The organism is Williamwhitmania sp. (genome assembly GCA_035529935.1).
Taxonomy (GTDB): domain Bacteria; phylum Bacteroidota; class Bacteroidia; order Bacteroidales; family Williamwhitmaniaceae; genus Williamwhitmania.
The window spans coordinates 1-21,319 of sequence record DATKVT010000164.1; the positions used below are offsets into that span (position 1 = coordinate 1).

A 21,319-nucleotide genomic window follows, 5' to 3' on the forward strand; every position below is an offset into this window, starting at 1 on the left:
GCGGTTTGCAACCTCTGCCTGCACAGCGATTGCGAAGGTTCATCCGCCGGCGGGCGAACCCCTTCATCTTTTATACAGCACGTAAAAGAACTTCGTTTATTGCTAAATTTTGTCCTTCTTACTTCAGGACACACTCCGCGCGAGCCGGGGGGACTAGTGAGATGAATTCAACAGCACATATCAATCCTCTTTCAAAAAATCGTAAGCATCAGCGTAATTGTCTAATGGCCTTACCGGCAAGAGTTCCATTGGAACCAATGGATTATCAACCTTCACTTCCAACCCTTTTACCCAAGCCAGTTTGGCCATAGTGGCGGCAAAAATAGAAAAGTAAGGGTCAACGGTTTCTATAGCGGGTCTTCGTTTGTGGGTCTTAATCAGGTTGTTTACCCCAGCCTCCACCAGTGAGATATCATTGATATCAATTCCCTTTAACACCTCTAAGCACCCCATGTAAGTCATCTCCTTTTTCTTGGTAAAACGTTGCTCGTACCGACTCATCCAGTGATGAAGCTGCTCCGCATCGCCCAAAAGCATGCTCTGAATGGTGTGAATGTAAATGTTACCTATCCAGGTTTCACTGCTACTGGTCTTCATTCGGCAAAAGCGGGCGATAATATCCTTATTGTCGGAGAAAAGTGCATAGCCTATCCGAGGAACTGAAGTCTCAATTTGCCCCCCCCCCGGTCTTTTGAGCATATACTCTGACAAGCGGGCGGTGGTGTAGAAATAGCCACGCGCTTTCACAAAATCGCGCTCCACATACATGGCGTGTAAGGCAAAGGTAGTATTTAAATATTCAAAAGAACCGATATGAAATGGCCATTCTTTTGGATCTTTAATTTTATCTAATTTCCAGATTTCCCTAGTTCTATCATCCTTGAAACTTTGTTCCAGCCCATCGTATGCTTGCATATGCTAATATGTGTTATTTAACTTTCCAATAACAATTTCGCCAGTGGCCTTATTGCACCCAACCACAAAGTTAGAAATTTTTGAACTATTCGCATCAAGCCAGTTCCCAAACTCCTTAACCTCACCAGTTTTTTCTATCATGGCCTCTATAGTCGAGGTTCTCCATCGGGTACACATTTGTGTGCCCTTGCTGGATGTCACGTTGAAAACTATTCGGTTTCCTATTATTGGTTTTGATTCAAAGATGTAAATGGAAGTTGGAGTGTTGAAGTCCCCTTCCCATGCAATTAAATCAAAACCATTATCACTGCCATTGAGTTTAACTATCTTCACCTGAAGTCCAAATTTTTTTGCCACAATTTCGGTAATCTCCTCACCGATCCGGCCCGTTTCTTGGGTGGTTTTCGCATTCCTATACTCTTGCATTTTTGCCTTTAACTCATTATCTAACTCCAATCTCAACCCTCGTTGTTCCAATTGAGACTTATTTATTCGTTTATTGTTGCTACCAGATTGTTCCAATTCTACCAAGGATTTAATCCTACTACTAGAAGTAAAACTACTCGAGTTTTTTACCTGAAGTTCTATTTTAGTATTTACTAGGTTGTTTTTAGAAATAGCAATTTGAGCCGCCATTCTTTGCACCTTGATGGCTCTAACAGCTTCCGCTGTTGCATTCATCTGCTGCCCTATCCCATACACCAAATACATTAACCCAGCCATACTTTGATACTGCTCACCCAAGAAATAAGAACTCATAGTATTATACTGAGCTTCGTATTGATCAACCCCATTACTCATTGAGATTGGAGCAGCCTCATGATTAGCCTCATAGCCCTTTATAACTTCATAAAATCGGCTGTTTAACTCCTTTAATTTTTGCCGTTCAACTAAATCGCTAAAATCATATTCATAAAGTTTGTAACAACCTAAATATGCATATATTCCTTTTATCGTCTGAAGAAGATACAATTTTTGATCCAATGCAATATCTGGTTTTTCAATACATTCCTCAATATATGTTTGAATATTCTCATAACTCTTATCTGAGATAGTCTTAGGGTGATTTTCTTTTAACGAAGTAGAAATTGCATCAAGCCTTTCAAGTTCATCTATTAAATCATTTTCATTAGTAATTGTGGATACATTAAAAGATGACCAATCAATTGAATTAGCATTGTATCTATCCCTATCAATATCCCCCCAGAGATCAACTGTTGAAAAAATTACATCATTATCTCGAGAATTACATTTAAAAGGGAATTGACCCTGAGTTGTAAATAAATCCCAAGAATAAATATTATTATTTACTAAATACTTAAGAACTTCACCACTTATCCTACTATGATTAATTGATCCTTCAAGTCCATGACCGTAGAATGCAAATAATTTTCCGCGTAGAGTATCTGACATCCGATTTGCAAAATCAACTAAGGCTCGTTTTTTGTCATCACCAATTTTATTTATTAAAGCGTAATAAATATCAATTCCAACACCATCCTTGACACCATCAGCCTTATAATCTGCACACTGTGTTCCTTCTATGTTCAGTATTATTGCGTTATCAGGAATAAAAGGAGGATCAGCTACACCTGTATAACTATTTCCAAGTTTTTGATTAGCCCAATAAGCTCTAATTATACAATCTAAATATGCACTTTGATATTTCTTTTTGGCAATAGCAACTATATTCTTACCAACTTGTGCAAGACTAACATTACCATACTTTATCTTATTAAAATCACTAAGAAACTCTTCTGTTTTTAGATGAAAATGTTTATCAAGAATATCTAAATCATTTTCACTTAAATAACCAACAAATTCCTGGCTCTCAGAAGCATAAACTCCATAATATTTTGTTTCATTACAAATGAAGTTAATTACTGCACCGTCCTCATTAAATTGAACTTTAGCAATATTAGGAATAAGAATTGGTGTACCGGCAGGACTAATATATCCATAATTATCCCAACCTTCCTGCTTTACATCAAAGTACTTATTAGATGCTAGATTTTGAATACTCGCCATCTCCTCCTCATCAGAAAAGATATTCAACCGGCTCTTGGGGTCGGCAATCTCGTCCCACTGAGTTTTCCAGAGGCGTTCACCCGAGGGGGAGTAGTCCATTAGGTTGGTGGTGCTACCCTGGGCTAGCGCTGGAATGTCGAGCCATGGGTGGCGCAGGTTAAAAGCACCGTGCCCCAGCTCGTGCGCTGCAGTACGGATAAAGGCCTGGTCGGAACCAATCGCATCGGTAAAGAGAAATGCGCATCAACATTGGCACCAAGAGGTGGAATCTAAGAAAAGCCCCGTCGGATATATTACCGTCCAACACCATAATGGTAGATCTTCAGGTTAATGAGGAGCAGATACTTGGAAGGATGAAACCGAAAACACGCTACAACATTCACCTTGCTGGTAGGCGTGAGGTAAAGGTTAGGGAAGCTGGGCTCGACGAGCTGCCAGTGTGGTATAGCCTTTACCAAGAAACTGCACAGCGCAACGGCATTGTGCTCGACAGCATCGAATACTTTAAGCAGGTGCTCACCACCACTGCCGAAGACACCGCCTCGCCGGCAGACATCAAACTGCTGCTGGCAGAACGGCATGGAAAGCCGCTGGCAGGACTCTTCTGGGCATCAAGCGGTGGCCGGGCCACATATCTATATGGCGCTTCTGCCTCTACAGGAAGGGAAAACATGCCTACCTATGCGCTTCAGTGGGCAGCAATTAAGCTGGCCCGGAAAAACAGCTGCAAGGAGTACGACATGTTTGGTGTTTCACGCAACGCCGACCCTGCACACCCCATGTATGGACTCTACCGGTTTAAGACTGGATTTGGTGGCAGACTTTTCCACCGACAAGGTTGCTGGGATTATCCCTTCAACGCAGAGGTATACGACAGTTTTCGGGCAAAGGAGATGGTGAGCCAAGGGTATCATATACGGTAGCAAACAACTCTTTTCATCCATATTTTCAAAGGTGTCGCAGCTCTTTGGCGTGATACGCACATCTATCTTCATGTATTCACCCTACCTGTTTTTGGCTTATATTTACATAGAAAATACAAATAAGTCAGACCAAAAGTGGTAACGCCTTTTGATGACAGATGGTCCAAAAATTAACTGCAACGAATGAAGTTCAGCATATCAAGTATAAAGCCATACACAATAATTTTGGGTTTGGCCGCACTGGTTTATCTTGTTACCGCTTTTAATAGTCTTGGCTACTATCAAGCCGATGAACACTACCAGATAGTTGAGTTTGCCGGATCGAAACTAAGGCCAACCCCACCCTACGCCTTGGCATGGGAATACACAGCCAAGGTTCGGCCTGCATTGCAACCGACAATTTGTGCTGGCATACTGAAAGGGTTAGGTAGACTAAACATTACAGACCCTTACAGCCAAGCATTCTTCTTACGCTTGGTAACGGCTATTCTCGCTCTGCTAGCCATTCACCTCTTTGTAAAGCAAACCGAAGATCAATTTGAGGATAAACCTATAAAAATAGCCTACTATCTACTATCCTATTTGCTATGGTTCATACCCGTAATTAGCGTAAGGTTTTCATCGGAAACATGGTCGGGCTTGACGTTTTTACTCGCGCTTGCCATTTTCCTTAATCCAAAGCATAAGGTAGCAAAGCCATACCTCCTTGGTTTTATTCTTGGCTTTAGCTTTCTATTTCGCTTCCAATCTGCATTGCTTATCCTTGGATTCGGCCTATGGCTGCTGGTTGTTAACAAAACCAAAATTAGCTTTGTTATCAAGATGGCGGCAGCCTTCATCGCTGCTGTAGCCATAGGTTTTTTGGTAGACTCATGGTTCTATGGCGAATGGGTGTTCACCCCGTGGAACTATTTTTATACAACAGTCTTGAAGGTTGGTGCACCCGATTTTGGCGCATCACCATGGTACTACTACTTGGAAAAATTGATCCAATTTCCAAGCATCTTTGTAGGTATCCCATTGTTCATAGCCCTTATTTTGCTAGTGATTCGTACTCCTAAAAGTATCTACCTCTGGTGTATTGTACCATTCTTTGTTATCCACTCCATTATACCACATAAGGAAGAGCGCTTTCTTTTTCCACTGGTTTACCTGTTTCCAATAATAATGATTTCGTCGTACGCATGGTTGATACCTTTTCTAAAGCATAGAAAATGGATGGTGGTAATGAATCGTATCCTTGTTGGCTTGTTTATTACCGTTAATGCCATTGGGCTGGTGGCCATGAGCCAAAAAGCAGCAGGGATTGGGCGCATGGCAGTTACGAAGTATATCCACGATCATTACAGGGGCCACCCCATGAACTTAATCTACTGCAACTGGTCGAATCCCTACGACCCATGGTATGGATTACCTGCTACGTTCTACCTCGATGGCAAAATGTCCACTCACCATATTGGCAATTTATGCCAGCTGAACGATTCCCTACTTCAGCCCAATGCTGAGAATATTTTGATAATCAGAAAGCAGGATCTCAATTATAACGATTGCAAAAATGCCATTGAGGCAAACCATTTTGTTTTTAAGATGCAGAGCCTACCGGCATGGGAAGAGTGGCTCAACAAAAGATACAAGGGGTTCGACAACAATGGAATCCTAATGCTTTATCACCGGGAAGATGGCGAAACGCTGGAGAAGCCAAGCATAAAATGAATAGGCAGGTGAAGCCCTCGTGGCAGTTCGGCTAACTCTGCAATTTTTCACCACAACTCTTCGCTATTCATGCTATCTCCTCCTTCAACAAAGCATATAACCCCGACAAGCTTTCGGCAAGTCGGGGTTATATGTTATTGCTTAGCAGCAAAAATTATCAACTAGTAATCGCTGGTCATAATCAGCTGCGGCTTATCGTTGAAATGCTCGTAGCGTGGTCGGTATCGATCGGTATCGTAGAACTTTCCCACATCCACCTTCTTCTTAATGCTGGTTACCACGTCGATGGGCACGTTGTCGTACCGACCGTTGCGCAGGCTAACCAACCGTCCAGTGGTTCCCTTCAATATGAGGTCAAGCGCTAGGTTGCCGAAGGCCATGGGCACGATGCTGTCGAGCGCATCGGGAGCACCGGAGCGAACGAGGTAACCCAGCCGTTGGTTAATGATGTCTATTTTACGTCCATTGTTATACTTTGCCGAGAGCGTTTTAAGCTGCTCCGCAACCATGTCGCCAATACCGCCCAACTTCTTGTGTCCATATGCATCGGCATCGCTGCCCTGAAATACCATGTTGCCATTCACAAACGAGGCACCTTCGGAAACCAGCACCACGGCGTACCTGCTTGGATTGGCATTCCGGTCCTCCACCATAAGCTTGGTTAAGTGCTCAATATCGAACTTGTATTCTGGAATAACGCATCGGTGAGCGGCACCGGCCATGGTAGGCAGTAGTGCGGTGTAGCCTGCATAACGACCAAATACCTCAATAACTAAAAACCGCTCGTGCGATCCGGCTGAGGTGCGCAGCTCGTGCACCAGCTCAATGGTACGCGATATGCAGGTGCCAAACCCAATGCAATAGTCGGTGCCTGGCACATCGTTATCCATAGTCTTTGGAATAGCCACGATGGGAACTCCTTTAGTGTGCAACTTCACTCCGTACGAAAGGGTATCGTCACCACCAATGGGCACTAGATAATCAATTCCCATGTAGTCGAGATTCGACATCACCTCGGAGGTTAGGTCATTCACGGGCTCGGTATACTTCTCCCTTAGAAAATCGGGTACGGAGTCCTTTTTTATGTTATCAGGCCTGGTGCGGGAAGTGTGAAGAAATGTTCCACCCGTTCGGGCCAACTTGTTTACCAAAGGTTCGGTAAGCTCAATAATGGTTTCCTGCTCGGCTGGCTTAAGGTCCCGATTGATGCTTACTAGCCCCTCCCAACCCTTGCGAATACCTACAACTCTATATCCTTCACGGAGCGCACGAATGGTAACCGCGCGTATGGCCGGGTTAAGTCCCGGCACGTCACCACCACCGGTAAGCACACCGATGGTTCCCTTGAAATTTCCTGACTTTGCCATAGTTGAAATTTTTATTGAACAGAGCAATTTACAAAATATAGAAAGGAGATTGTGCAGTTCGTCAAAAAAGAAGTGCCACAACAAACGTTGCTAATTCGTCCTATTTCTAAAACGAGCTAAGGTTCGTTCAGCCTCGCCAAAGGAAAAGTTCATAACTAAAGATCAATACTTCAAGTAATTTCACATTCAAAAAACAATGTATTAACATTACCTTAACATACGCAAAGTTATTCGAGGTAACTTTGCTACACTTTTAAAATTGCAAAAACTCATAGCTAAAAATACAACCTAATGAAAGTAAGCGAAATTCTCCAGGTGCTGGTTCCCAAAGACGGAAAGTTCTTTCCTCTTTTTGAGTCGTCAGCCGACATAATGGTTGAAGCATCTAAACAGCTGCAGAGCCTAGTAACTGCAACATCCGAGGCCGATCGGCAAGGCTTCTTCTCTGTTATAAAAAAGTTAGAAAAAGAGGGTGACACCATCACTGGAACTATTGTAACAGAGCTCAACAAAACATTTATAACCCCATTCGACCGTGAAGAAATTCACGACTTGGCCATTTCCATGGACGATATAACTGACGCCATTTATGGAGTGAGCCAAAAAATTAAACTCTACATTCCGAAAACCCATAGCGAGCAGCTACCGCTCATGTCGGAAGCGCTGATAAAAACGACAGAAACGGTGAAAGAAGCGGTGAATTTACTGCGTAACGCGCGCAAAAACACAGTAGCACTTAATGGTTACTGCATTAAGATTCACGATTTTGAAAATCAGGCTGACGATCTTTACTACAGCAGTATGATGCAGCTATTCCAGAATGAAACCGATGCCATTGAACTAATCAAAAAGAAGGAAATCCTTACCGATATTGAACGTGCCTTCGACAAGGCCAAGGATGTATCAAACGTGCTGAGGTCAATTCTTATCAAGCTCGCTTAAACCAGCATTTCATGATATTCTATCTAGTAATTTTTGGAATTGCAATTGCGTTGGTTTTTGATTTCCTCAACGGAATGAACGACGCGGCTAATTCCATAGCAACAATTGTATCGACCAAGGTGCTGTCACCTCTTGCGGCAGTTATTTGGGCCGCATTCTTCAACTTTGCCGCAGCCTTTATTTTTGGGGTGAATGTTGCCACGACAATTGGAAGCGGAATTGTGCACCCTTCGTTTATGAACGTTTACTTTCTTCTTGCAGCATTAATTGGAGCCATCATTTGGTCGTTTGCATGCACAAAACTTGGCTTGCCAATTAGTGTATCACATGCCCTTATTGGTGGATTAATTGGTCCAGGCTTGATGGCAGGTGGATTAAATGCGTTGGTTGCAAGTGGAATCATCAAAGTGCTGGCATTCATTGTGCTTTCACCAATAATAGGGATGATCCTCGCTTACTTCATAATGCTCATTGTGATGTTTCTCTTTAAGCGGGTTTCACCGCTGAAGGTAGATGGCTACTTCAGGGTGCTGCAGCTGGTGTCTTCCGCTATTTTCAGCCTTGGACATGGAAGCAACGATGCACAAAAAACCATGGGCATCATTGCTGTTCTACTCTTCAGCACTGGTTATTTAGGACCTACCTTCTACGTGCCAACTTGGGTAATCTTTACCTGTTACTCTGCCATTGCTCTAGGAACGGCAACAGGCGGTTGGAAGGTTATTAAAACACTGGGGGTTGGATTAACGGACCTAAAACCAGTAGGTGGATTTTGCGCCGAAACAGCAGGAGCGCTTACCGTAATTGGATCGTCGCTAGCTGGTATTCCAGTCTCCACCACCCACACCATCACCGGTTCCATCATGGGTGTTGGGCTCACCCGTAGATTGTCGGCTGTGCGATGGGGAATTGCCGGAAATATTGTAGTGGCTTGGGTTTTAACCATTCCTGCCACAATGCTACTTTCTATGCTTTTCTACGCCACCCTTCGATGGTTTTTCATGTAAAATGTTATCTTATACTAAAGAGTAAGGGGCTGAAAATTTCAGCCCCTTACTCTTTGTTGTTTCCCCAAAGCGAACTTCCACGCTAACTAAAAAACCCGCACAAGATCCGATTCCGAGGACTTAAATATTCCAAGAGGTACTTGCTCAACAGTTACGTTGCTGGTGTCAAGGCCATAGGATTTCACACTAGTAATACTGAATCGTTTAATCACCTCATAGGCGTTCATTATAAACCGCTCGAATGAGGATAGCTCAATATCGACGGTTGGAATTCTATCGATAATGATAAACTTAAAGTCGCCTGGAATTCCATGCTTGTGCAACGATGCATAGGTGCTGGTGATTGATATTTCGCCATTGCGAACCATTTCGGCAACAACATAGTTGAAGAACCGATTTACTCGAGCATTAACCTTAAAGCCAAGGTAAAAGTCGACTCGGTAAATCACATCAGGAATAATTGTTTTTACTCTGTACTTTTTGGTATACGGCTCATCGGTAATATTAATTCTGATAAACCAGTAGCGGTCGGCCCGTTTTGGTCGCTTGTTGAGGATGGAATAAATGATTTTTGACTCCACATCATCTGGATCCTCGGCACGGGTAATATAGACCAAATTTGAGGCCAGCTTGGGTATCTCCTTGTCGTCACGAAGGTCTTTTAGAACCTCACCATAGTTGCAGATGGGCAAAAACTCGGTAAAGCGTTTTTTCGTAATCCTGCCCTTATTCCAAACAAACATTATAAAGAAAATAACACCTGCAAGGAGGATGGTAAGCCAACCGCCGTGTGGAAACTTGTGCAGATTAGCAAACAAGAAGGTGTTCTCGATGACCATATAAAAAACTAAAAAACCCCAGCGTACCACCCAATGAATGCGCCTAATCCCAAGGTAGACAAACATGAGCAAACTTGTCATTATCATGGTAATGGTAATGGAAAGCCCATAGGCTGCCTCCATGTTGGAGGAACTTTGGAACAGGAGCACTATTACAGAACAAGCTACCAGCAACATCCAGTTTACGCTAGGAATGTACAGCTGTCCCTTAATTCTGGTTGGATACTTAACCTGCACTTTGGGCCAAAAGTTGAGTGTTATTGCCTCACTAATAATGGTATAAGAGCCTGAAATTAGCGCTTGGCTGGCAATAACCGCCGCCATGGTAGAAAGAATAACCCCTGGGATAATAAACCATCCCGGCATAATGGAAAAGAACGGATTGGGTAGGTGTGTGCTCGACTGGGAGATAACCCAAGCACCTTGACCAAGGTAGTTAAGAATTAAGGCCACCTTTACAAATATCCAACTCATTCTAATGTTACCAACACCGCAATGACCCAAGTCGGAGTATAGGGCCTCCGCACCAGTTGTACATAAAAAGACCGCCCCAAGAATAAGAACGCCGTTGGGATATTCTATCAGCAAGCGAAGCCCATAAATTGGGTTGAATGCCTTTAGCACCTCAGGTTGATGCACCAGCTGTAGAAGACCAAGAACGCCAAGCATAGTAAACCAACCGAGCATTATTGGGCCAAATGATTTTCCAATAAAGCTGGTGCCAAACTGCTGAAAAGAAAAAAGAACAAGCAGAATAACTAGCACAATGGGTATTACCGAAATATGGGAAGAAACCTCCTGTAGTCCTTCCACTGCCGATAGAACGGTTATGGAGGGGGTAATTACGCCGTCAGCCAGTAGTGCGCTAGCACCTAGGATGGCTAAAAGATACACTGTTCTGCGACGTTTCCTCAGCAACGCAAATAGCGCCAAAATTCCACCTTCACCACGGTTGTCCGCTCTGAGGGTAATGATCACATATTTTAAGGTTGTTTGAAGAGTAAGCGTCCAAATGATGCACGAGATAGCACCAATTATAAAATCGGGTGAGGTTCGCCCGTCGGAAATAATTGCTTTCATTACGTAGAGGGGAGAGGTACCAATATCGCCAAACACAATACCTAACGTAATCAAAACACCTGCAATGCTAACTTTCTTTAGGTCTTCAGACTTCAATGCTATCATAGTTAAGTTTCAAAAAAACTGCGCAAAGTTATACCCTCTTCCACATAATTGTTCACAATTAGTGCACTATTTTTGCAAGATAGTGAATAGTTTAAAATCAATCCGTTATATAAAGCAACCCACACATTTCTATCTCTCCTTTTTAAATCGAATGCGGAGAAGTTGGAGTAGTATCCATGCAATGCATTAATCACATTCTTCTTCACTGTAAATAATTGCAATGCATCTTTGCCATTTATAAACCCATTAATTCGCCAACATTGCTTTCTTTGCAGAAAAAAGTGAATCGAAGAGTATTCTCTGGAACAATTGTGTTGGCTATCATCGCATGCGTGCTTTGGGCAACTGCCTTTACGGGTATTAAAATTGGTCTGCGTTATACTCCTCCTCTGCAGTTTGCGGGCACACGTTTTTTCATCTCCGGTTTGCTGCTGCTACCGTTTATTCGACAAATATCTTTAAAATTCAGAATTGCACGAAAGTATTGGAAACAAATAGTGGTAGTTGGTATTTTGCAAATAACCCTGCAATACGCACTCTTCTATACCGGGGTGAGCATGGTGCCGGGAGCTCTTGGAGCAATGGTTGTTGGTTCCGGTCCGCTCTTTGTTACTCTAGTGGCACATTTCATGCTAAAAAACGATAGGCTCACGGTTCGCAAGAGCGTCAGCATTGCATTGGGGTTGCTGGGCGTTGCCATTATCAGCCTCAGCCGAAAAGAGTTGATGGTAGAGGGTAGTTTGATTGGCTTGGGAATAGCCGTTCTCATACTAAACAATGGGCTGGCAGGCATTGGCAACGTAGTTGTTTCAAGAACTGCTGTAGGCCTACCTCCACTGGTTCTTAGCTCTTTTTCCATGATACTAGGGGGAGCACTTCTCTACTTAATTGCATTGCCCATTGAAGGATTTGCATGTGGACCATTTCCGTTGGAATACTACGGAGCGCTAGCATGGCTAAGCTTTCTTTCAGCGGCAGCAATTACAATTTGGTATATTCTCTTAAATCGTCCAGGGGTTAAGGTTTCCGACCTCAACATGTGGAAGTTCATAATTCCAGTTATGGGAGCCATTCTGAGCTGGGCAGTGCTTCCGGGCGAAAAGCCCGATATGTATTCAGTTCTTGGGATGGTTGTAATTGCCGCAGCTCTTCTCGTTTTAAACCTTAAAAAAAGAAATCGAACATTGGCTGCGCTACCATAGCGGGATGCGATGGTGCAGCTTTAAATTGGTTTGGACACAAAGCAGTTACTTGTAACTGAGGAATATTTTTTTGATTTTTGATTGCATTTTATTCCCAAACATCTATTTTTGGCTAACAATAATTTGTGTATTAGGCTGTATAAGCTACAACATGTAATTTACTCAATCAGATGGAAAACATAGAATGGGGAAAGTTGGGCTTTGGTTACCAAAAAACCAACTACAACGTACGATGCTACTACCGTAATGGAAAATGGGGTGAGCTAGAGGTCTCCTCCGATGAGCATATCAACCTACACATGGCTTCAACAGCCCTGCACTATGGACAGGAAGCCTTTGAGGGAATGAAAGCCTACCAGGGAAAGGACGGTAAAATCCGCCTCTTCCGATGGGACGAAAACTACAAACGCTTGCGTCGTTCGGCAGAAGGCGTGTTGCTGGCTCAGGTTCCTGAAAATATTTTCTTTGAAGCCATCGCCAAAGCTGTAAAACTTAATGGCGAGTTTGTTCCGCCATATGGAACAGGGGCTTCGCTCTACATAAGACCAGTGCTCATCGGCACCGGCGCAGAGGTAGGCGTTAGGCCATCTCAAGAATATTTATTTATGGTATTTGTTACTCCAGTTGGGCCTTACTTCAAGGAAGGATTCAACCCAGTAAAAATCGCCATAATTCGTGACTCTGACCGTGCTGCCCCACTGGGCACTGGAACATTTAAGGTAGGCGGAAACTATGCGGCTAGCTTGCGCGGTGTAATTAAGGCGCACAAGGCGGGATATAGCTCACCGATGTACCTTGATGCTAAGGAAAAACGCTTCATTGATGAGATTGGTGCAGCTAACTTCTTTGGGGTTAAAAACAACACCTACATAACACCAAAAAGCGAAAGCATTCTTGCGTCCATCACCAACCTCAGCATTATGCAGCTGGCAAAAGATTTGAACATCAATGTAGAACGTCGACCCATTGCCATTGATGAGTTGGAATCGTTTGAGGAAGTTGGCGCCTGCGGAACTGCTGCTGTGATATCTCCCATTGGCGAAATTGCCGATTTGGAAACAGGGAAAGTTTATCGCTTTTGTAAGGACGGAAAACCGGGAAAGATATCAACCAAACTATATGAAACCTTGGTAGGTATTCAGTTCGGCGACCTTGAAGATATCCATGACTGGGTCACCATATTAGATTAGCGAACCTCAGGAAACTAAAAAGCGGGTTGCCCAGTGGGCAGCCCGCTTTTATATAATGGAAAAGGGCCACCAAATAAATGGCAGCCCCAATCTTTCTTAAAACACGCTTATTCGTTTATCAACTCCGAATATTTTTCAGCTGATAGAAGATTATTCAGCTGAGCGGAATCAGACACCTTAACCTTAATCATCCATCCATCACCATATGGATCTTTATTTACAAGGTCAGGAGAGTCGGCAAGTTTGCCATTTACTTCAACCACTTCGCCAGAAACGGGCATAAAGGCGTCGGAAACGGTCTTCACTGCCTCAATGGTTCCAAATACTTCTTCGCTCTCAAGAGTTTCGCCCTCAGTTTCAATCTCAACGAACACAACGTCGCCGAGCTGAGACTGAGCGTAATCAGTAACCCCTACGATAGCATATTCACCTTCTACACGAACCCATTCGTGATCTTTGGTGTACTTGAGATTAGCAGGTACGTTCATGTTTTATACTTTTGATAATTAGGCGATTTGAATTTTTCTGTATGCCAAAGGTAAAATAAATCTTATTCCCAACAACCGACAAATATCATGTTTAGCACTATCTTCATCTTGTTTCGAATGATTCTAATTTAATTTCCTACAGCTCGACCCGAAGGCTAAACCCTACGTTAGTTGTTGCAACCGGGTATACGTTTGAAATGTAGGGGTTATTTATTGTTCTGGTAAAGAAGGTTCGCAGGGTAACCTTTGCGCTAACGGTATAGTCGGCATTAACGCTGATGGTTGTAAGCTTCTGACCACCGCTAATTTCATCAATGCCCTCAGCTAGGCGACGAATAAAGTTCTTTACATTTCGAATGGAAATGTCGGAGGTTAACTTCAGGTTGGTTTTATTAACCTTTTGACCCCCAGTAGCTGGATTTCCAAAGATAAGGGGAACGTTATCGAACCGATAACCAAAGCCAAAAATGTATTCCCATGATGTTTGCTCAGTAAGTTGGTTGTTTGCAAAGCTCATTGCTAAATTACGAGTACGCCTCACTTCGCCCTTGGTCGTGAGATTATTTTGCCATCCTATGTCGATGCCAATCAGTGGACTAAACTGCTCCGAAATGGACAAATTCAGAATATCGTTTTTGGGTATAAAATCGTTATTTGCATTTCGAATGTAGGAATAACCGTCCCCATCCTCCATAAACGAGGAGTTGGTTGAATATGAGCCAATGGTATAAACCGATTTATAACCATGCGACAGGGTCACGCTTCGGAACCATTGCTTAAATGGTTCCAACTTAGCCAGCCCATTATAGGTAACCATCCAGTTCGGCATCGGCATTTTAGGAAAGTTGTCCAAACTTACCTTCGATGGGCTTGTATTAGTATAGGCCGCCAAAAAAGCTGGTATCAGTACCTGCTGCGATAATGGACCATACCCGTCATAGAAGCCAGTAGCAGGATCAATTACCCCTGGATCGTAGCCATTAGCAGAACTCGTCACGCGTTGGCTGGCCAATCGCTTGGAAATTGCAAAACGATTTGCCTTAAATCGCTCAAAAACAGCAGATTTATATGCATTTCCTGCCGTTGATTTTTCAAAAGCAGACGACATACTTACTATTGAAACGCTATAGTTACCGCTGATTATGGGATTTGCAGGAGCAAAATTCCCTGCTGGGTCAGCAGCCCAATACTCACTCTTGTTGCGTGCAAGGGTTCTAAGTCCAGTTATTTCAATCCTAAAGTCTGGAATTGGCTCAATAGATATTCGAAGGTTTATGCTCTGAGTCCGGTTCATTAAGAATGGATTGTTAATGGTGGTGTCTTTAGATAACCAGCCATTCCTTGCTGCTTCATAGGGAAATGCTTCATCTTGGTATCCTAGCACAAACGGCCATCCAGGTGCAGTTACACCCATGTAGTTACTCATGCCCATCAACTTAGTTTGGGGCTTATATCCGGGCAATAGCATACCTCCCACTTGCTGGTACGTGAGCGAAATGTTCTTCACCGACATGAGCAATCGCAAACTCAACTTTCCGGCAAATTCAAATGGGTTGGGCTTCTTAACTACTTTTCCTACAATTTGAATCTTGGCATTCTTTAAGTCCTCGTCGGAAACAATTCTTACCCTATCCGGCGTATCTGCATCTACTGTTACCTTCGCCTCCTTTCCATCGGCCTTAAAGACCTTAACCTTTACGCTCTGCGTGCCTAAACGGTGGTATACGCTTCGAGTCTTCTTGGCCGAAAGGCTTACCGTTCCCTCATAGGTTACCTCCCGAAATTCCTTCTTTTTGTTGGCACTGGGCTTACCCATTTGGTCGAACTCATTGTTAATGCGCTTCAGGAAGCCAACCTTATTGTAAAGTGACAGCATGTTGAGACCACCCGTGAGCTGAAGCGTTTGGCTATTTTTTATTGTATTGCCTGGATCGAGGCTACTAGTGTCGGCCAAAACTGGCGCCGCAACCCACTCGTATGAACCCGAGTAACGGGCCGATGCATTTGTCCAATCAAGGAGTGGCAGCTTGTTAATTGGGATATTGTAGGTAACATTAAGCGTATGGTTATAATCAATATTTCGGCCAAAGTTTTTAATGTTGGCCCAAACAGAGTCTCGCCAATTCTCATAACCCAACGGATCGCGCGCCTTATCAACCATCCCAACTGGCTCATCAATCCGGGCAAGATTGGTTGCGGTAAAATCCATTTTTATTGACCGGGTAATATCCCAGGAGAGTGAATAAAAGCGACTCCACTCAAAGTCTTTGGAGTAGGTCGGCATGATTACCTGGCTTGGATTATCCAGATTGCGTTGCTGTACTTCAAGATAAGACCTAGTAAGATCGCTCCTAAAAGCAATCTGGCTTGGGATTAAGTTGAAGTTAAAGTCTCGAACTAAGGCAAGCGGTCGTGGCTTGAGGAAGGAGAGTTTTTGAAACGGAGATATTGTTTTTGGCCGTGCATTGAAGTTATAGGCCAGCACACCTCGGTAATTTTTTTGTATTTGGTGGTCTATGTTAACATTTCGGGTAAACACCTCGCTGTAGGCATAGGTCATCGACCAGTTAGCAATATCATAAAACCGAGGGGTCCCCTTGGTCTTAACAAGCTTAACATTGGTAAAGTTGATGCTTTTTCGGCGCGTATAGTCCTGAGAATAGTGTTTTATTGAATCTTTCTCATGTTGGGAAGTGGCGTGAGCCAAAGCCTCCTTCAAGGTTATATCAGGATCGAGTGGGTCGTATTTAGGGTTTTTGAACGTTTCGGAATAGCTCACGAACATTGGTATTTTTACGCCAGCCTTAGCAGGGAAAAACTTTCCCAACTCCAAATTAGAGGCTACGTCGTACTCGTAAATTTGCTCCTTGCTCCTGTCGTTAAGCGTGCTTTCAAGTGAACCAAAGCCAGGCGTTACCAAGCTTCCAGCCACAGAAACACTACCTAAATCGGCCAGCTTAATTTGAGTACGTGCATTTGCCGCCCAACCCGAACTCTCGTCAAAGTTGGTTAGGCGAAGCTCGTCTACCCACACAATTCCCGATTTTGGAGAACCATCGTCTTGGGGAGAATGAATTTTTGAAGGATTTCTCACACCAATGAGGACAACCTTCACGTCGCTCAATGAGGGATTTCCAACGACCTTAATTTTTCGTGCCCCATCGAGAACCTCGTAAATGGTGGAGTAGGTTACCATCGATCCTGGTCTATTCATGGCATCGTCACGAGCAATCTTCGCATCCGGAAACTTACTCAGGTCAAGGTCCATCAAGTTGGCATCTGGCCATACAGCCAGGCGCCCAGCATCGTTATTGGCATAGTTTCCTGGAAGTGTAAGGCTGAGCGGAATCTCATACTCGTAGTAGTTATTCTTATAGTCGGACCCCAATCGAATAAACAGGGAGAGGTCTCCAGCAGCAAGGGCGTCACCAGGGATAGCCTCAGCATGAACATTCATCACTATCTTTTTATAGTCGCGCAGGTCATAGCCCAGCGTTTTATAGATAGCCCGGGCATCACCGTCGGCAAGGTTCTGAACCTTCATCATCAACGATTGCTCGTTAAGCTGCGTTATTTGGGGGTTTGATGGGTCGATAACTCGTGAAATACCGGGGGGGAGCAGGTAGTTTACAGGTTGGCGGTTTGTATTTTCCTCAACACTAACGGTAGATATCTCAAAGTTTGGATCTTGAGTATCGGTTGAGCCAAGCCCCTCCTGCCCCTGCTGTAACGAATTGTCATACTGCCTCCACTCCCCTCTAACCAGCTGCAGACGAGCAAAACGAAGGAATGTGGTATCCTGAAAACCACGTAAAACCAAGCGCATAAACCGTATCGACTTAAAGTCCTGAATGGAACCAATAACGCTCTTGTAATCGGATATTGGAACCTTAAACTGGTACCATCGTACGTGCCCCTTGGTTCCGTTAGCTAGGTCTACTGTTGTGTTTTTAATATCTGTAACAAAATCTTTTCCAATTTGCAAATCTTGAGGTGACAAGTGTATCTTATACTGAAAATAAGACTCTCCATCGCTCATTGTATTATCCCGGTTGATATCCTCCATGTCGGGTACAGAGGTTGCTGATGTAGAATACCCCTCCGGGCTATTCTCTGCAGCAGGAGAGTTGCCGTCGGGGTTGTTGAAGTTCTTGTAACGGTCGAGCACCCCCAGTTTCTCTGCATCGTAATCTGACCCTCTGTAAAAATGGTAGTCATCACCAGAGGGGTCTTTCTCGATGGCCGTTAAAGCCGCAGAACCCTGCACAAGCTTGCCTTCCATGGCGGCAACATAGCTTCCAAAAAACGACTTTTCGTCGTCATCGCTAAGGCCATCCAACCCTACATCCTGAAAACGACGAGCACCTGGATCGTTGCTGAAAGCATTTACAAGACTTTGAACTAGAGGAATACGCCCCCATACGGTTGTATCTACGTTGGTAACTACAGCAGAGGTTGGCAATCCCTGCTCAAATTCCTTTCTTCCATCGCGCAATATATCCTCCGAAATATCTCCAAGGTCGATGTAGAAATCACCCCCCGTGGACGTTGAGTCGTAAACAAAAGGGTCCATCATCCAAAACTCAATGTATGCAATATTGGAGGCCTCAAAATCGGTCACAGGTAGCGACCGCATGATGCCACCCCAGCGAGTGGCCGGGTTTTGCAGGAAGCCATTAGGATCCATCCCTGTAACATCGAAGTTATAGGGTCCCCTTTCACGGGGGTAAAAGGCAAGGCTGAGAGTTGGAATGTTCGACGGAACTCCATTTACTTGATCGGTATTGAAAATTTCCTGCTGATACACCTGCCTTACAAAGTAGTTAGAGAGCTGGTCCTTGTCTCTCTTAATATAATCAGGTGTATAGGAGGTATTCTCGTTAAAAATGGGGTCGATAGTATACCACGCCAACTTCGCCCTATTAAAGCCATATCGGAGATCATTTGGAAGATCACCCTCGAGAAATAAGTCAGGTTGGTGCTGTGGCGTACTGGCCAGCACCCAAGCACTCCATTGCCTTAAGTCAATGGTAGTTTCGCTCCCCTCAAAATCGTCGATGTAGGATGTGCCAGAAGAGCCTATTGCCTTAGAATGGCCTGGTAAGAGCTGAGCAAACTCACCCTCAAACAGAATACTCGATGGCTCCTTAGTGTGAATAAACGGTATCTTATCAATCATCTTTGTAAGAAACCTTGAGTCGGTTTTGTAGGTCCCATCCATACCCCAGATGGTGTTGGATATCGGCTCAGAACCAAAGTTTACCTTTTGAGTAAGCGGACGCTCTGTAAGGTTAAGAACGGTTGCACCAATGTTAAAATTATCGGAAAACTGATAGTTGAGATGGGAACCAACCAGTGTCTTTGTTTGTAAATTAAATGCAGAGTTACTTTCCAGCGAAATATTAATTGGAGTACCCGACTCAAGTAATCCCTGATTAATTATTTTTACTCTACCCAGTACATAATCCACGGTGTAGTCAACATTCTCCGTGAGTTTGATACCTCCTGCAGTAACAATAACCGATCCCTGAGGCACATTCATGGCGTTAAGGGAAATGTCGGACCCCCCTGTGGACTGGTAACTCCCAGAAAGAATAAACCGATTTTTTTCAGGTATCTGACGTGCCTTCGATTGGGTAGAGTCGTAGAGTTCTTGGTACACGTATTTTTTGGCAATATCTCCTCCTCCAAGTTTGGCAGACAGATGGCTTCCAAAGGGTTCAAGAACAGGAAAAATTATCCTCCCATTACTCGGCAGAATGGTTACCCCTTCAATGAAATCAAAAACACCATCTGGGTATGGATCACTTTGACCATTGAGGTTATCAAGATTTAACACTCGTATCAATGGCTGATTAGCAATTGGGCCCTCTTTGATATAGTTAGATGTTGTCCCTGTTGCAGCATCTTGATACAATACGTTAAGAACAAAGTTGTCCTTACTAACCTGATAAGCACCTATTGAATAAACATTCTTCATCATTAGGTTCCAAGTCGGAAGTTTTGGAGTAAGGTTTGTTCCCTTTAACAACTTTAACATAAGCACCTTGGGTGCAGATATACCATCCGATGAAAGTTCGCCAACTTTGTAGGTTCTTCCCCTATAGGTATATTCGTAGGCAACCGCAAGCACCTCATCTGCATTCAGCGCGGTGTTCAACGATATAAATCCTAGGTTAGGGTTGAGGGTAAACTCAGAGGGAGATAGTTTTCTAGCATTTTCTATTTTCTCATAATCACGTCCTGAACTAAGGCTTATTCCATTTAAAATAGAGCTAATATTTTGAATTGATCGAATACCTGACAACGAGGTATCCTGCATATATCCATAAAGTGTATTAATATCGTTTGAGGGGTTTGGCCCTTTCCCTGCATTTTGGAATATAGTGCTAGATGCATATATGTGAGTACCTTCTCCCAAATCCATTAAGCCAAGGATGTTGCGAGAATTATCGAATACCGATGTCTTATTGGTTACCCAAACTTCAATCTTTGTAATGGTAACCCCAGAACTAATGATAGGCAAAGTGCTAAGCGACTTGTCGTATATATCTCTAAAGAACTGACCAAGAAAAAAGTGTCTGTTAGCGTCGTAGCTGTCGCAGGTTATCTTAAAGTCGCTGGACTGGGCACCTCCCTTTACCTGAATGTTTTGCGACTGTCCTTTCTGCTGAGAAAAAATGCTGGTAACCGTAAGCTTACCAAACTTCAACTCCGTTTTGAAACCAAATAAATTCTGGCTACCGGTAATCAAACTTCCAGGAAGTGGCAAGGAAACATTTCCGGCCTCTATTTTCTGTATAATTTCATCCTCGTAGCCTGTATACTCCAGCTTCACATTATTTTCAAAATCGAAGGTAGCCTCCGTGTTATAGTTCACGAGGATCTTCATCTTGTCGCCAATTGTTCCCGTAACGTTCATCTGAATTTTCGACTGAAAGTCGAAGGTGGTAGTTTTACGAAGCTGTAGCGGAAGGGTAGGATTATCGGTTCGTGAAGAATTTAGACCTAGAATGAGCTCTGCATTGCCCTGTGGCTTAATATCAATTTTATTACTTCCGAATATTCGATCAAAGGTCTCACCGCCAAGTTGAAGGCCTGGCAGAAACGATGAGCTGGCAGTGGTTCCTGCCTCCGATTTGCGCTTTTGCTCCCAGTAGGACCGCAGTGCGCTTTGCTGCTGGTAGGCCGCGTATTCCTCCTTTGTCATAACCCTTACAACCGCTCCCTTCTTATCGCCAACATTCTCGTAAAAAACGTACTCACCCGTTGCCGGATTAAACTCAACAATATAGCCAGTATTGGTTGGGGTTTGCAGGTAGAGAGGGGACTTTGGTGCTGTTGTTGGGTCGCCCGATGGCAGTTGATACCGTAAGTTAGTAGTATCCTGACTCTGAAAATCAGCATTTACCACGGACACACACTCCGGATGATTGACCAGTGCTAAGCCAAACGAAAATGCTGGAGAAAAACAAATACAACAAACAGTGGCAAACTGAACAAACCTTTTCAAGCTCAAA

The 21,319-nt window shown here is 43.7% G+C and carries 12 protein-coding genes; 6 read left to right on the top strand and 6 right to left on the bottom strand.

The features are described from left to right. Window positions 1-180: 180 nt before the first annotated feature. Together VMW01_12305 and VMW01_12310 are read right to left on the bottom strand one after the other, a co-directional pair. Window positions 181-915, bottom strand: a complete 735-nt coding sequence (locus VMW01_12305) for an Imm49 family immunity protein (GenBank protein HUW07033.1) — start codon at window positions 913-915, stop codon at window positions 181-183. 3 nt (window positions 916-918) lie between these two features. Then, window positions 919-3,042 (bottom strand): hypothetical protein, encoded by a 2,124-nt coding sequence (locus VMW01_12310; GenBank protein HUW07034.1) that lies wholly within the window; start codon window positions 3,040-3,042, stop codon window positions 919-921. 137 nt (window positions 3,043-3,179) lie between these two features. Between VMW01_12310 and VMW01_12315 the strand changes: the two genes are divergently transcribed. After that, window positions 3,180-3,866 (top strand): peptidoglycan bridge formation glycyltransferase FemA/FemB family protein, encoded by a 687-nt coding sequence (locus VMW01_12315; protein HUW07035.1) that lies wholly within the window; start codon window positions 3,180-3,182, stop codon window positions 3,864-3,866. A 183-nt stretch (window positions 3,867-4,049) separates the two neighbouring features. Next, window positions 4,050-5,579, top strand: coding sequence for a hypothetical protein (locus VMW01_12320; protein ID HUW07036.1), 1,530 nt, complete (start codon window positions 4,050-4,052; stop codon window positions 5,577-5,579). A 161-nt stretch (window positions 5,580-5,740) separates the two neighbouring features. Here the strand turns inward: VMW01_12320 and VMW01_12325 are convergent, their stop codons facing one another. After that, window positions 5,741-6,946, bottom strand: a complete 1,206-nt coding sequence (locus tag VMW01_12325; protein ID HUW07037.1) for an ATP-dependent 6-phosphofructokinase — start codon at window positions 6,944-6,946, stop codon at window positions 5,741-5,743. A 291-nt stretch (window positions 6,947-7,237) separates the two neighbouring features. Here VMW01_12325 and VMW01_12330 point away from each other — a divergent pair, with 291 nt between their 5' ends. Together VMW01_12330 and VMW01_12335 are read left to right on the top strand one after the other, a co-directional pair. Then, window positions 7,238-7,888 carry a DUF47 family protein gene (locus VMW01_12330; protein ID HUW07038.1) on the top strand — a complete coding sequence of 217 codons (651 nt, stop codon included), beginning with the start codon at window positions 7,238-7,240 and terminating at the stop codon, window positions 7,886-7,888. A gap of 11 nt (window positions 7,889-7,899) precedes the next feature. After that, entirely contained in the window at window positions 7,900-8,895 is a 996-nt protein-coding gene (locus VMW01_12335) for an inorganic phosphate transporter (protein HUW07039.1), read from the top strand. Between the two features lie 86 nt (window positions 8,896-8,981). Here the strand turns inward: VMW01_12335 and VMW01_12340 are convergent, their stop codons facing one another. Continuing rightward, complete coding sequence (locus tag VMW01_12340; protein HUW07040.1) at window positions 8,982-10,919, bottom strand: KUP/HAK/KT family potassium transporter; 1,938 nt, start codon at window positions 10,917-10,919, stop codon at window positions 8,982-8,984. A gap of 281 nt (window positions 10,920-11,200) precedes the next feature. On the opposite strand from VMW01_12340, the gene VMW01_12345 reads away from it, so the two are divergent. Together VMW01_12345 and VMW01_12350 are read left to right on the top strand one after the other, a co-directional pair. Continuing rightward, entirely contained in the window at window positions 11,201-12,121 is a 921-nt protein-coding gene (locus VMW01_12345; GenBank protein ID HUW07041.1) for a DMT family transporter, read from the top strand. Window positions 12,122-12,291: 170 nt separating this feature from the next. After that, on the top strand, window positions 12,292-13,311 hold the full coding sequence (locus VMW01_12350) for a branched-chain amino acid aminotransferase (protein ID HUW07042.1): 1,020 nt from the start codon (window positions 12,292-12,294) through the stop codon (window positions 13,309-13,311). Window positions 13,312-13,418: 107 nt separating this feature from the next. Here the strand turns inward: VMW01_12350 and gcvH are convergent, their stop codons facing one another. Continuing rightward, entirely contained in the window at window positions 13,419-13,799 is a 381-nt protein-coding gene (gcvH, locus tag VMW01_12355) for a glycine cleavage system protein GcvH (GenBank protein HUW07043.1), read from the bottom strand. Between the two features lie 136 nt (window positions 13,800-13,935). Continuing rightward, complete coding sequence (gene sprA, locus VMW01_12360; GenBank protein ID HUW07044.1) at window positions 13,936-21,312, bottom strand: cell surface protein SprA; 7,377 nt, start codon at window positions 21,310-21,312, stop codon at window positions 13,936-13,938. Window positions 21,313-21,319: the final 7 nt, after the last annotated feature.

Coding starts and splice junctions, on each gene's coding strand:
- VMW01_12335 (HUW07039.1), top strand. CDS start 7,900: ATGATATTCTATCTAGTAATTTTTGGAATTGCAATTGCGTTGGTTTTT.
- VMW01_12310 (HUW07034.1), bottom strand. CDS start 3,042: ATGGACTACTCCCCCTCGGGTGAACGCCTCTGGAAAACTCAGTGGGAC.
- VMW01_12340 (HUW07040.1), bottom strand. CDS start 10,919: ATGATAGCATTGAAGTCTGAAGACCTAAAGAAAGTTAGCATTGCAGGT.
- VMW01_12330 (HUW07038.1), top strand. CDS start 7,238: ATGAAAGTAAGCGAAATTCTCCAGGTGCTGGTTCCCAAAGACGGAAAG.
- VMW01_12305 (HUW07033.1), bottom strand. CDS start 915: ATGCAAGCATACGATGGGCTGGAACAAAGTTTCAAGGATGATAGAACT.
- VMW01_12320 (HUW07036.1), top strand. CDS start 4,050: ATGAAGTTCAGCATATCAAGTATAAAGCCATACACAATAATTTTGGGT.
- VMW01_12315 (HUW07035.1), top strand. CDS start 3,180: ATGCGCATCAACATTGGCACCAAGAGGTGGAATCTAAGAAAAGCCCCG.
- VMW01_12350 (HUW07042.1), top strand. CDS start 12,292: ATGGAAAACATAGAATGGGGAAAGTTGGGCTTTGGTTACCAAAAAACC.
- gcvH (HUW07043.1), bottom strand. CDS start 13,799: ATGAACGTACCTGCTAATCTCAAGTACACCAAAGATCACGAATGGGTT.
- VMW01_12325 (HUW07037.1), bottom strand. CDS start 6,946: ATGGCAAAGTCAGGAAATTTCAAGGGAACCATCGGTGTGCTTACCGGT.